Here is a 12,456-nt window from a genome sequence, read left to right as displayed (position 1 = left end):
GGCCGTCAGGCTCCCGAGAACCCGTCCACCCAGCGCTGGTCGTCACCGGAACCGTTGGTGCGGACCTTCGACGCCTCGGCGCGCTCACGCTCGGCCAGCTCGGCGTGCAGCTCACGCAGCAGCTGGCGGTCGCGTTCGGACAGCTGCGGGTCGTTGAGGTCCAGCTCCGGGATCTCGACGACCTCGCCGGGCCCGATCACCGCGGACGCGATGGCCTTGCCCTTCTCCGGGTCCTCGGCGAGCGCGGCCCGCAGCTGGGCCACCTCGGCCGAGCTGAGGTCCGTCGTGGCCTCGGCCCGCGTCTCCGGCGGCTCCTCGCGCGGCCCGAACTTGTGCCCAGGGCCCTTCTGCGACTGCTCGGCCGGGACAGGCTCCTCGTCCTTGGCGTCCGCCGCGACGTGCCTGCCCGACTTCTCCTTCGCCGTGGCAGCGGCCTTCGCGGGCGCCGGGCGGCTCGGCGCCGGAGCACCGTTGGACGCACCGGCCAGCCACACCGCGACGGCCGAGTTCAGCGCCTGGTCGTGGTAGCGGGTGCGCTCGGCGCCGGGACCGGTGACCTCGACGACCGCGCGGATCCCGTTGCGGCGCAACGCCGCGTCGATCCGGTACGCCGCCGCGGGCGGGTTGCCCTCCGGGCCGATCTCGACGAGCACGACCCGCTGCGGCAGCGGGCCGGGCACGCTGCCGGCCGGGGTGTTGCGCCACACGGCGTGCACCGACCGCAGGTCCGGCAGGACCTGCAGGGTGCGGTCCAGCGCGTCGGCGATCCCGCGCTCGGGCTGGTTGTCGCCGGTGAAGTGGTGCAACACACCGTTGTCGGCTTCGGCGTCGTCGACCGTGAGGTGCTCGGCGAGCGTGGCGTCGGAACGGCTCAGCTCCAGCACGAGGCCGAGTTCGTGCTGCTCCGACTCGCGCACCGGCAGCCTGCCCGCGATGAGCGCACCCGTCGTCAGCTCGGCTGCCTCGTCGAGGCGGGCCCGCGCCGTCAGCTCGCGCGCTTCGGACAGTGCGCTGTCGTCCAGCCGTCCGGCCAGCGCGAGCAGCAGGTTGTGCAGCCGCAGCGGGACCGCGAACCCGTCGGTTCCCAGACCCGCGGCGTCACTGTGGACCTCCACGATTCTCCTCCCAGCAGCCCGCCCGTGGCGAGCGAGCCGTTACGCAGCGGCGAGGCGGTGCCCGGTGTCCACTGCTCCCGTGCAGACCAGCTCCGAACTGGCCAGCGCGGCTCGGTGGTACGCGGGGAGGTCGAACTTCGGCGGCATCACCTCGACGCTGGGCTCCTCGTCGCCCAGCACCCGAAGGACCCGCTGCAGCTCACCGGTCAGCCTCGGCAGGCCGGCCAGCGCGGTGATCAGCAGCACGCGCTTCAGCTCCTCGCCTTCGCCGTGCCGCCAGCTCTGCCGCACCTCGCCCACGTCCGGCCGGCCACGCAACGTTGCGTGCACCAACGCGGACACTGAGTCCACGGAGTTCACCCGATCGGGCGCACTCCCCGTGAATGTGTACCGGTTCTCCGGGGCCTCGTCCACCCCAAGAGTGGAACTCACCTGGTGCCAATCGGCCCCGTGCGGCACCAGCCCCGCGACCAGCAGGCGATACTCCGGTTGGTCGAGGTCAATATTGTGCTTTAGCAAAGTGCGGGGCAGGGTCCGCGCGAGCGTCGTCATCGCGCCCTCGCCGAGCCAGTCCCGGTAGCGCCACAGCAGCTGGTCCGGCATCCGGCCGGCCAGGCGCAGGAGCAGCTCGTGACAAGCGGCTTCGATGTCCGGATCCATGTCAGACCTCCACGATCAGTTCGACCTCGACCGGCGACCCCAGCGGCAGCTCGGCCACCCCCACCGCCGAACGCGCGTGCGCGCCCGCTTCCCCGAAGATCTCGCCGAGCACCTCGGACGCCCCGTTGACCACCGCGGGCTGCCCGGTGAACCCCTCGGCGGACGCCACGAACCCGACGACCTTGACGACCCGGACCACCGAGTCGATCCCGACGAGCGCGTCCACGGCCGCGAGCGCGTTCAGCACGCACGTGCGCGCGTGGCGCTTCGCCTCCTCCGGGCTCACCTCGCCGCCGACCTTGCCCGTCGCGGCGAGCTCACCCTCGACGAACGGCAGCTGGCCCGACGTGAAGACCTGCGCACCGCTGCGGACCGCCGGGACGTACGCCGCCACCGGCGCGGCGACCTCCGGCAGCGTGATGCCGAGCTCGGCCAGCCGCTGCGACCAGCTCACGACTTGGCCCGCTTGAGGTAGGCCACGTGCTGCTCCCCACTCGGGTTCGGCAGCACCGTGACCAGCTCCCAGCCGTCCTCGCCCCACTGGTCGAGGATCTGCTTGGTCGCGTGGATCAGCAGCGGAACCGTGGCGTACTCCCACTTTGTGGCGCTCATGGTGGGGAGACTAGCCACCGGATCAAGCCCGGGCTGATCCGCCTGACCTGTCTCACAGTGCGTCACCGGAGCCCGACACGACGGTGCGAGTTGATTTACGCTGCGGTGGTGAGCACACCCCTGCCCGGCTGGACCGACGAACTCGTCCGCGCCCGGCTGCACTTCGTGACCGGCAAGGGCGGCACCGGCAAGACCACGCTCGCCGCGGCACTGGGGCTCGCGCTGGCCCGCGACGGGCGGCGGGTGCTGTTGATCGAGGTCGAGGGCAGGCAGGGTTTCGCCCAGCTCTTCGACACCGAACCGCTGCCCTACGCCGAACAGCGCGTCGCCTCCGCGCCCGGCGGCGGGGAGCTGCGCGCGCTGCACATCGACGTCGAGGCGGCGCTGCTCGAGTACTTCGAGATGTTCTACAACCTGGGCTTCGCCGGCCGGACCCTGCGCCGGATGGGCGCGATCGAGTTCGCCACGACGCTCGCGCCGGGACTGCGGGACGTCCTGCTCACCGGGAAGATCAAGGAGTGCGTCGGGCGGACGGAGTCCGACGGCAGGCACACCTACGACGCGGTGGTCGTCGACGCGCCGCCCACCGGCAGGGTCGTCAAGTTCCTCGACGTCACCAAGGCCCTCACCGACCTCGCCCGCACCGGCCCGATCCGCGGCCAGGCCGACGGGGTCGTGCGGCTGCTGCACTCGGGTGAGACCGCGGTGCACCTGGTGACGCTGCTGGAGGAGATGCCGGTGCGGGAGACGGTGGAGGCCGTCGCCGAACTGGACGGCGCCGACCTGCGGCCCGGCGCGGTGTTCGTCAACCGGGTGCGCCCGCCGCGGCTGACCGCGCGCTCGCTCACCGCCGCCGCGGACGGCCGGGTGGACGCCGAGCGCGTGCGGACCGGGCTCGCGTCGGCCGGGCTCGAACTGCCGACGGCCACGCTGGAGGCCCTGGTGGAGGAGACGGTGGAGCACGCGATCGGGATCGCCGCCGAGCAGCGGGCCCGCGAGCAGCTGGCGGAGGCCGACCTGCCGACGCTGGAGGTGCCCGACCTGACCCACGGCGTGGACGTCGCGGCGTTGTACGACATCGCCGAGACCCTGGTGCAGCAGGGAGTGCGCTGATGCTCGACGTGGACAAGCTGATCGACGCCCCGGAGACCCGGGTGATCGTCTGCTGCGGTTCGGGCGGGGTCGGCAAGACCACCACCGCCGCGGCGCTCGCGCTGCGGGCGGCCGAGCGGGGCCGCCAGACCGTCGTCCTCACCATCGACCCGGCGCGCCGCCTCGCGCAGGCGCTCGGGTTGCGCGAACTGGGCAACCATCCACGTCAGGTGCAGGTCGAGGGTTTCGAGCCCAAGGGTGAGCTGTGGGCGATGATGCTGGACATGCGCCGCACCTTCGACGACATGGTGCGTGCGCACGCCGGGCCGGACCGCGCCGAGCAGCTGCTCGCGAACCCCTTCTACCAGACCATTTCCACGTCGTTCTCCGGCACGCAGGAGTACATGGCGATGGAGAAGCTCGGCCAGCTCGCGGCGACGGGTGACTGGGACCTCATAGTCGTGGACACCCCGCCGAGCCGGTCGGCGCTGGACTTCCTCGACGCGCCGACCCGGCTGTCCAGCGCGCTGGACGGGCGGATGATCCGCCTGCTCACCGCGCCGGCGAAGGCCGGCGGGTGGGGCCTGCGCAAGGTCGTCACCGCCGGGTTCTCGATGTTCGCGAAGGCCGTTTCGACGATCATCGGCGGCCAGCTGCTGGCCGACGCGTCGGCGTTCATGCAGGCTTTCGACACGATGTTCGGCGGCTTCCGCGAGCGTGCGCGCAAGACGCAGGAACTGCTGCGCTCGCAGGGCACGTCGTTCCTCGTCGTCGCCGCGCCCGAGCCCGACGCGCTGCGCGAGGCCAGCTACTTCGTGGACCGGCTGTCGAGCGAGCACATGCCGCTGTCGGGACTGGTCGCGAACCGGACCCACCCCGTGCTCGCGGACCTGTCGGCCACCGCGGCGATCTCCGCGGCGGAGCGCCTGGAGTCGAGCGCGCCGCTGGCGACCGCGGTGCTGCGGCTGCACGCCGACCGGGTGGCGCTGGCGGAACGCGAGGAGCGGTTGCTCGCGCGCTTCACCAGGGCGCACCCGGAGGTGCCGATCGTGCGGGTGCCCGCGCTGCCGAGCGACGTGCACGACGTGGCCGGCCTCCGCGACATCGGAGACCGGCTCGCGGCAGGATCGGCCTAGCCCGCTTTCACATATTCGCGCTTGGCCGATTCCAGCAGTTCCGACCACGACGTGACGTCCGGCCGGCGCCGCAGCAGGGCGCGGCGCTCGCGTTCGGTCATGCCACCCCAGATACCGAAGTCGATCCTGCTGTCCAGCGCCTCCGCGAGGCATTCCGTGCGGACCGGGCAGCCCATGCACACGACTTTGGCCCGGTTCTGCTCGGCGCCCCGGACGAACAGCTCGTCGGGATCGGTGTCCCGGCAGAGCGCGTCGGCCCGCCAGCTCCGTTCGATGGATTCCATTGCCCCCAGCTCCTCACCCTCGGCTCACGTCGGTCGTTCCCCCGGCGCCTCCCCGGCACCGGGTACGTGAGACGTTGACGGACTGTAGGACCATCCGGTTCCACTCGCCAAGATCCCGCGGGCAATTCGTTACCGGAACACGTCGCGCGAGGGCAGTTCTCGTGGTATCGGGTGCGGCGGCGCGGCGGGGTTCGCCCGGTTCCCACTACTCTTGGCTGCGTGCGGAAGACGGATGGTCTGTTCAAGCTGCTCGGTCTGTGCCTGCTCGCCGGGATCCTCGTCGCGGGGGTGCTGTTCCCGATCGTCGGGGCGGCGGGCGTCGCGTCGAACAGGGCGAGCGAGACGGTGGACAGCATGTCCGCCGAGCTCGCGAACGTGCCGCCGCCGCTGGTCACCACCATCACCGACTCGGCGGGCAACCCGATCGCGACGCTGTACGACCAGTACCGCATCCCGACCGCGGCCGACCAGATCAACGACGCGATGAAGTGGGCGCTGGTGTCCGTCGAGGACCGCCGGTTCTACGAGCACCACGGCGTGGACTGGAAGGGCACCATCCGCGCGGCGCTGAGCAACAGCGCCGGCGGGGAGACGCAGGGCGCTTCGACGCTGACGCAGCAGTACGTGAAGAACTACCTGATCAACGTCATCTACCGCGACGACGAGGTGGGGCAGAAGAAGGCGCAGGAGCAGTCGCTCGCCCGCAAGCTCAAGGAAGCGCGGATCGCGATCCAGCTCGAGTCCAAAATGGACAAGCAGCAGATCCTCACGAGCTACCTGAACGTCGTCGAGTTCTCACGCAAGATCTACGGCGTCGGCGCGGCCGCGCAGGCCTACTTCGGCACCACCGCGGAAAAACTGACCGTGCCGCAGGCCGCGTTGCTGGCCGGCATGGTGAACAACCCGCCGTTCTACGACCCGTGGAGCCACCCGGAGCGCGCGACCGAGCGGCGCAACCTGGTGCTGGACCGCATGGTGGAGAACCGGAAACTCGCGCCCGCAGACGCGGAGCGCTTCAAGGCGGAGCCGCTGGGCGTGGTGCCGGACGGGCCGTCGAAGCCCGCCGCGAACTGCACCGGCGCCGGGCCGGAGAACGGGTTCTTCTGCCAGTACGTGCAGGACTACCTGCTCACGAACGGGATGAGCAAGGAGGACCTGTACACGGGCGGATACACCATCCGCACGACCATGGACCAGAACGCCCAGCACCAGGCGAAGCTCTCCGCCGAGGCGCAGGTGCGCAAGACGCAGAAGAACGTGGCGAACACGCTTTCCCTGGTGCGGCCGGGGAAGGACCGGCACGAGGTGGTCGCGCTCGCCGCGAACCGCGACTACGGCACGGACGCGAGCAAGGGCCAGACGACGTACGCGCTGCCCTCAGACGTCTCGAACGTGACCGGTGCGGGGTCGAGCTACAAGATCTTCACCGCGGCGGCCGCGCTGGAACAGCACAAGGTGGGGATCTACAGCACGATCCAGACCCCGCAGTCGTACGCGTCGAGGGTGTTCGTCAGCGGCCAGAAACCCGGTTGTCCCCAGATCGGCCGGGGCACGTGGGCCTACTGCCTGCAAAACTACGGCGAGTCCAACTACGGGCCGTCGATGAGCCTGCAGCAGGCGCTCGCGACGTCGCCGAACACCGGGTTCGTCATCCTCGAGGAGCAGGCGGGGCTGGGCGCGGTGCTCGACATGGCCCGCAGGCTGGGCATGCGCAACACCATGGCGTCCAACGCCGCCAACGGCGGAGCGGTCGACCCGGGCAACAAGAACCCCGCGTACAGCATGCCGCAGCAGAAGTACTACGGGCCGGGCGGCATTTCCCAGAACGGCCTCGGCGCGTTCACGCTCGGGGTGAGCCCGACGAGCGGCCTCGAGCTGGCCAACGTGGCGGCGACGATCATGAGCGGCGGCGTGTGGTGCCCGCCGACGCCGATCATGGGGGTCAGCGACCGCGACGGCAAACCGGTCCAGGTCAAGGAAGCGGCCTGTGAGCAGGCGGTGCCGGAAGGGCTCGCGAACAGCCTCGCCGTCGGCATGAGCAGGGACGACACCGACGGCACGTCGCGTGGCGCCGCCCAGGCGGCGGGCTGGACCCGGCCGATGATCGGCAAGACCGGGACCACGCAGGAGAGCGGTTCGGCGGCGTTCGTCGGGGCCACCCCGCAGCTCGCCGGAGCCGCGATGGTGTTCCGGCCGGACAGCCCGGTCGGCGGCCTGTGCGACGGCCAGGGCAACGTGACCCCCTGCTCGAACGGGAACATGTTCGGTGGGAAGGCCCCGGCGAGGACGTGGTTCGGCGCGATGAAGGCCATCCTCGGCGACCAGCCCGCCCTGCCGCTGCCGGCGTCGGACCCGGCGTACGAGCACTAGCGGCCAGTATCCTCGGCTTCGTGAGTACGGACGGTGACTACAGGAGCGCGGCCCGTCTGGCCGTGGGGACCGTGGCGCTCGGCGCGGCCACGCTCGGCTACGCGGTCGGCATCGAGCGGCGGCACTGGACGCTGCGGCAGGCGGAGCTGCCCGTCCTCGCCCCGGGGGCGCGGCCGCTGAGGGTCCTGCACATCTCCGACCTGCACATGATGCCGAGCCAGAAGTCCAAGCAACGCTGGGTCGCCGCGCTCGGGGAGCTCGAACCGGACCTCGTGGTGAACACCGGGGACAACCTCGCCCACCCGCAGGCCGTGCCGTACGTGCTGCGCGCGCTGGGCTCCCTGCTCGAGCGGCCCGGCGTGTTCGTCTTCGGCAGCAACGACTACTACGCCCCCAAGCCCAAGAACCCCGCCCGCTACCTCATGCCGCGCGGCAAGAAGAAGCGGATCCACGGCAACCACCTGCCCTGGCGCGACCTGCGGGCGGCGTTCGTCGAACACGGCTGGCTCGACCTCACCCACGTCCGCCGCACCTTCGACATCGACGGCCAGCGGATCTTCGCCGCCGGCCTCGACGACCCCCACCTGCGCCGCGACCGGTACAACCAGATCGCCGGCCCCGCCGACCCCGCCGTCCTGCGCATCGGCGTCACCCACTCGCCCGAACCCCGCGTGCTGGACCCCTTCGCCGCCGACGGGTACGACCTCGTCCTCGCGGGCCACACCCACGGCGGACAACTCCGCATCCCCGGCATCGGCGCACTGGTCACCAACTGCGAACTCGACCGGTCCCGCGCCCGCGGCGCCTCCCGCTGGGGAGCCCACATGTGGCTCCACGTCTCCGCCGGGCTCGGCACGTCCCCCTACGCCCCGGCCCGCTTCGCCTGCCCGCCCGAAGCCACCCTCCTGACCCTCGTCCCCCGCCCCACCCCGGGCGAACGCCACCAGGAGGACACCCCCCGAAAAGCCCGCAGCGACATCCGCTAGACTTCTACCCGGCCCGGCAAGCAGTACATCGGGGTGTGGCGCAGCTTGGTAGCGTGCCTCGTTCGGGTCGAGGAGGTCGTGGGTTCAAATCCCGCCACCCCGACGGAAGATCTGGGAGATCCCTGTCTGCGGAAAGCGCAGACGGGGATCTTCCTTTTTGTCTCCTGGGGGTCGAACCCCCAGACCCCCGCCAGGGAGGGCTTCGCCCCCCTGGACCCCCCGCTCACGGTGCCGGTCTCGAAGGAAGCCTCACCGTGGGGAGCGCGGTGCTGGGAGGGGTGGGGTGCTTGCCCTCCGTGAAGGTGAGACGGCAACGGTGGGTCTGGTGTGGTTGGGGCAGTCCCCGGCTTGCCCCTTCCTCCCTGCGGATCCTTGCGGTGGGGCGGGTGGGTCAAGGGTGGCGCAGCCATCGCGAAGCGACGCCGTCAGGCGCCCTTGACGCGCCCGCCCCACCGTAAGACCCTCGCGCAGGAAGGGGCCCCAACCGCACCCGAAGGCCCGAACCCCCGAATCACTTCACCGCCAGTAGCTCCTCCCAGCACTGCAGGAAATCGCCATCCCCGGCGTGCGACCAAGCCCAGGCCGAACGGGCCGCGCTGGCCAGCTGGTCCCGGTCCTCCGAAGACGCCGACAGCGCCGCGTCCAGGCGGGACTCGACGTACCGGGCCAGCTCCCGGTACCCCATGTCCGGACGAAAGCGCGCATGGGTGTGGATCTCGCGGAACCCGGCCTGCTCGGCGTACGACGCGATGTGCTTGCCCGCGAACGGATCGCCGCCCGCGCGGCGGCGCAACAGGTAGTGCCCGCGCAGCGCGGCCACCACGTTCACGGTCTTCGGGCGCAGGCGTGCCCGACTCCAGTCCGAAGTGGACAGAGCGAGCGTGCCCCCGGGCCTGAGCACGCGGCGGATCTCCCGCAGCGCCTCGACCGGTCTGCCCAGGTGCTCGAACAACGCGTGCGCGAAAACCACGTCCACGCTCTCCGACGGCACGGGCAGCGCGTACACCGAGCCCGCGACGAAGTCCACAGTGGACTCTCGGAGGAACTGCCGCGGTTCCACGTCGACGCCGAGCACCCTGCCCTCACCGACGAGCGGCACGAAGCCCCTCGTGATGCTGCCCGGACCGCACCCGACGTCGAGCACCAGCATCCCCGGCCGCAGCGACCGCAGCAAGAAAGCGGCCCGGTCGCTCGCGCTGCGTGCCGACATCATCGACAGCACGTCATCGGAGAACCCGGGCGCGTATCCCTCCAGCACACGCCCACCGTACGGGCAGCACCTGGCAGGATCGAGGGGTGACCACTCAGCACCCGCCCGCCGTCATCCCCGACCGCCTCTTCGCCGATCCCGAGGCCGAGGCCCGCTGGCGCGCCCGCTTCCACGCCCCGCGCGTGTCCGTGCCGGACTGGGCCCTCGACGCGCCCGACGCGAACATCTACGTGTCGAACGCGAGCGGCGTCTGGGAGGTCTACGCCTGGAACCGCGCGACCGGCGAGCACCGCCAGGTCACGAACCGCCCCAACGGCACGCTCAGCGCCACCACCTCGCCGGACGGCGAGTCGATCTGGTGGTTCGACGACACCGACGGCGACGAGTTCGGCTCGTGGGTGCGGGAGCCCTTCGCCGGTGGCCCGGCGGAACGCGCGCTGCCGGACGTGCACGACGGGTACCCGGCCGGGCTGGAGATCGGGCACCGGCTCATCGCCGTGGGTGTCTCGACCGACGACGGCAGCGAGCTGTTCGTGCACGTCGACGGCAAGACGGAACGCTTCTACGCCAGCAAGGACGACGCCGGCATCGCCGCGCTGTCCCGCGACGAGCGGCTGCTCGCGATCTCCCACTCCGAACACGGCGACTCCCGGCACCCGGCGGTCCGCGTGTACGCGACCGACGGCCTCACCACCGTCGCCGAGAAGTGGGACGGCGAGGGCAAGGGCCTGACCCCGCTGGAGTTCTCCCCGGTGTCCGGTGACGCGCGGCTGCTCGTGCTGCACGAACGCCGTGGCCGCGAGGAGCTGCTGATCTGGGACGTCGCGGCCGACACCGAGGAAGAGCTGTCGCTCGACCTGCCCGGCGAGGTCTCCGCCACCTGGTACCCGGCGGCGGACGCGCTGCTCGTCGTCCACTTCCACCAGGGCCGCAGCTCGCTGTACCGCTACGACCTCGGCACGGCCGAGCTGACCTCTTTGGACACCCCGAAGGGCCGGATCGGCGGGGCGAGCGTCCGCCCGGACGGCACGGTCGAGTACTCGTGGTCCAACGCCGCGCACCCGCCGGTGATCAGGGCACGCGCCGAGGACGGGACGGACACGGTGCTGCTGGCGCCGCCCGGTGAGCCGGCGCCGCCGTCCGCGCCGGTCGTGGACGCGTTCGTCGAGGGGCCGGGCGGCCGCGTGCACGCGCTCGTCGCGCGGCCGGTCAACGCGCCCGAGGGGCCGCTGCCGACCGTGTTCACCCTGCACGGCGGGCCGCACTCGGCGGACGAGGACCGCTTCTCGGCGTACCGGGCGGTGTGGCTGGACGCCGGGTTCGCCGTCGTCGAGGTCAACTACCGCGGGTCCACGGGCTACGGCTCGGCCTGGCGGGACGCGATCGAAGGACGCCCAGGGCTGACCGAGCTGGAGGACGTCGCCGCGGTGCACGACTGGGCCGTCGACAGCGGACTGGCCGACCCGGCGAAGTGCGTGGTCTCCGGCGGCTCGTGGGGCGGGTACCTGACGCTGCTCGCGATCGGCACGCAGCCGGAGCGCTGGGCGGCCGGGGTGGCCGCGGTGCCGGTCGCGGACTACGTCGCCGCGTACGAGGACGAGATGGAGCAGCTGCGGTCCTTCGACCGCGCGTTGTTCGGCGGCTCGCCGGAAACCGTGCCCGACGTGTACCGCGAGTGCTCGCCCCTCACGTACGTCGAAGCGGTCCGGGCGCCCGTGCTGGTGCTCGCGGGCGACAACGACCCGCGCTGCCCGATCCGGCAGATCGAGAACTACCTCGACCGGCTCGCCGAGCTTCAGCGGCCGTACGAGTTCTACCGGTACGACGCCGGGCACGGCTCGCTCGTCACCGCGGAGACCGTCAAGCAGACCGCGACCGAGGTGTACTTCGCGTTGCGGGCGCTGGAGAAGTGACGAAAAAGCCCCGCCGGGCGACCGGCGGGGCTTGCTCGTGACGCGGGGTCAGGCCTGCTGGGCCTGCCACATCCAGTGCGCCTCTTCGAGCGCACGGGTGATCTCGATCAGGAGGTCCTGGGTGACCAGGTCGCTCTTGTCGGTCTCGTCGATGCGCTTGCGCAGGCGCGCGATCTCCTCGGCGAGGATGTCGACGATCGCGGCGATGGTCGACTCGACGCTCTGCCAGTTGTCCGGGTAGTCGGGCAGACCCGAGCTCTCGACGACCGTCTTCGCCTTGCCGTTGGGCGAAACGCCGATCGCGTTGGCGCGCTCGGCCACCTCGTCCACGTAGTTGCGGGCGGTGGACACCAGCTCGTCGAGCTGCAGGTGCACGCTGCGGAAGTTCGAGCCCACCACGTTCCAGTGGGCCTGCTTCGCGATCAGCGAGAGGTCGATGAGGTCGACCAGCGTCGCCTGCAGGACGTTGCCGGTGACTTCCTTGTCGCTCTCCGGGAGCGGGCTCTTGATCGGAGAGTTCATGGCGGGACTTCCTCTCTGTCAGGAGGTCTTGGCGGTGACCTCGACCTCGATGTTGCCGCGGGTGGCTCGGGAGTACGGGCACACCTGGTGCGCCTGCGCGACCAGCTCGTTCGCCTGCCCCTGCTCCAGCCCGGGCAGGTACGCCTCCAGTTTCACGGCGAGCCCGAAGGCGTCGCCGTCCTTGCCGATCGAAACCTCGGCGGTCACCGTGGAGTCGGTCAGCTTCACCTTCGCGCCGCGGGCGACCGCCTGCAACGCACCGTGGAAGCACGCCGAGTACCCCGCGGCGAACAGCTGCTCCGGGTTGGTGCGCTCGCCGCCGGGTCCACCCATCTCCTTCGGCACCGCGAGCTGCTCGTCGATCACGCCGTCGGACGAGGTGACCTCGCCGTTGCGGCCGTCACCGCGCGCCGTCGCGACCGCCGTGTACACCACGTCGACCATCGTCGTCCGCACCTCCTGTCCCTGGGGGAGTTCCAGCTTCCCACTGGGGACAACGATCCGCACGGGCGTCACCGTGCCGGGGCATGGCTGTTCTCACCACCGGGAATACCCG

Annotated in this window: 13 protein-coding genes and 1 tRNA gene; 6 read left to right on the top strand and 8 right to left on the bottom strand. The window is 71.3% G+C overall.

The genetic code is table 11. The features are described from left to right. Nucleotides 1-5: 5 nt before the first annotated feature. The 4 genes from BMZ92_RS16755 to sp36 are packed head-to-tail and all read right to left on the bottom strand — an operon-like array spanning nt 6 to nt 2,387. Complete coding sequence (locus BMZ92_RS16755; RefSeq protein ID WP_091508356.1) at nt 6-1,118, bottom strand: hypothetical protein; 1,113 nt, start codon at nt 1,116-1,118, stop codon at nt 6-8. Nucleotides 1,119-1,154: 36 nt separating this feature from the next. Then, nucleotides 1,155-1,775, bottom strand: coding sequence for a hypothetical protein (locus BMZ92_RS16750; protein WP_091508355.1), 621 nt, complete (start codon nt 1,773-1,775; stop codon nt 1,155-1,157). Nucleotide 1,776: 1 nt separating this feature from the next. Continuing rightward, complete coding sequence (locus BMZ92_RS16745; RefSeq protein WP_091508353.1) at nt 1,777-2,229, bottom strand: RidA family protein; 453 nt, start codon at nt 2,227-2,229, stop codon at nt 1,777-1,779. Beyond that, the gene (sp36, locus tag BMZ92_RS16740) at nt 2,226-2,387 is read right to left on the bottom strand and encodes a Sp36 family protein (RefSeq protein WP_020669673.1); all 162 of its coding nucleotides are present in this window, start codon (nt 2,385-2,387) and stop codon (nt 2,226-2,228) included. Before sp36 ends, BMZ92_RS16745 begins: the two co-directional genes overlap by 4 nt. A 108-nt stretch (nt 2,388-2,495) precedes the next feature. Here sp36 and bagA point away from each other — a divergent pair, with 108 nt between their 5' ends. Beyond that, nucleotides 2,496-3,500 (top strand): ATPase BagA, encoded by a 1,005-nt coding sequence (bagA, locus tag BMZ92_RS16735; protein ID WP_091508446.1) that lies wholly within the window; start codon nt 2,496-2,498, stop codon nt 3,498-3,500. Beyond that, nucleotides 3,500-4,615, top strand: coding sequence for an ATPase BagB (gene bagB / locus BMZ92_RS16730; protein ID WP_091508352.1), 1,116 nt, complete (start codon nt 3,500-3,502; stop codon nt 4,613-4,615). The genes bagA and bagB overlap by 1 nt, the downstream gene beginning before the upstream one ends. Here bagB and BMZ92_RS16725 read toward each other — a convergent pair. Next, a complete protein-coding gene (locus BMZ92_RS16725) occupies nt 4,612-4,899 on the bottom strand; it encodes a WhiB family transcriptional regulator (protein ID WP_091508350.1) in 288 nt (95 codons plus the stop codon). The genes bagB and BMZ92_RS16725 overlap by 4 nt on opposite strands. A gap of 219 nt (nt 4,900-5,118) precedes the next feature. Here BMZ92_RS16725 and BMZ92_RS16720 point away from each other — a divergent pair, with 219 nt between their 5' ends. The 3 genes from BMZ92_RS16720 (at nt 5,119) to BMZ92_RS16710 (ending at nt 8,358) form a co-directional block, all read left to right on the top strand. Next, nucleotides 5,119-7,269: a transglycosylase domain-containing protein gene (locus BMZ92_RS16720; RefSeq protein ID WP_091508349.1), complete on the top strand. Its 2,151-nt coding sequence runs from the start codon at nt 5,119-5,121 to the stop codon at nt 7,267-7,269. Between the two features lie 62 nt (nt 7,270-7,331). After that, nucleotides 7,332-8,255 carry a metallophosphoesterase gene (locus BMZ92_RS16715; protein ID WP_177228735.1) on the top strand — a complete coding sequence of 308 codons (924 nt, stop codon included), beginning with the start codon at nt 7,332-7,334 and terminating at the stop codon, nt 8,253-8,255. A gap of 29 nt (nt 8,256-8,284) precedes the next feature. Further along, nucleotides 8,285-8,358 (top strand) — tRNA-Pro (locus BMZ92_RS16710). Nucleotides 8,359-8,766: 408 nt separating this feature from the next. On the opposite strand, the gene BMZ92_RS16705 is transcribed toward BMZ92_RS16710, so the two are convergent. Next, nucleotides 8,767-9,513 (bottom strand): class I SAM-dependent methyltransferase, encoded by a 747-nt coding sequence (locus BMZ92_RS16705; protein WP_091508347.1) that lies wholly within the window; start codon nt 9,511-9,513, stop codon nt 8,767-8,769. Nucleotides 9,514-9,551: 38 nt separating this feature from the next. On the opposite strand from BMZ92_RS16705, the gene BMZ92_RS16700 reads away from it, so the two are divergent. Further along, nucleotides 9,552-11,378, top strand: coding sequence for a S9 family peptidase (locus BMZ92_RS16700; protein ID WP_091508345.1), 1,827 nt, complete (start codon nt 9,552-9,554; stop codon nt 11,376-11,378). 48 nt (nt 11,379-11,426) lie between these two features. Here the strand turns inward: BMZ92_RS16700 and dps are convergent, their stop codons facing one another. Together dps and BMZ92_RS16690 are read right to left on the bottom strand one after the other, a co-directional pair. Beyond that, complete coding sequence (gene dps / locus BMZ92_RS16695; RefSeq protein WP_091508343.1) at nt 11,427-11,900, bottom strand: DNA starvation/stationary phase protection protein Dps; 474 nt, start codon at nt 11,898-11,900, stop codon at nt 11,427-11,429. 18 nt (nt 11,901-11,918) lie between these two features. Next, nucleotides 11,919-12,344, bottom strand: a complete 426-nt coding sequence (locus BMZ92_RS16690) for an organic hydroperoxide resistance protein (protein ID WP_091508342.1) — start codon at nt 12,342-12,344, stop codon at nt 11,919-11,921. Nucleotides 12,345-12,456: the final 112 nt, after the last annotated feature.

It is taken from the genome of Amycolatopsis sacchari (assembly GCF_900114035.1).
Classification (GTDB): Bacteria; Actinomycetota; Actinomycetes; order Mycobacteriales; family Pseudonocardiaceae; genus Amycolatopsis_E; species Amycolatopsis_E sacchari.
Note: the sequence above shows the minus strand (reverse complement) of the source record. Positions and strands in the feature narration are given on the sequence as shown.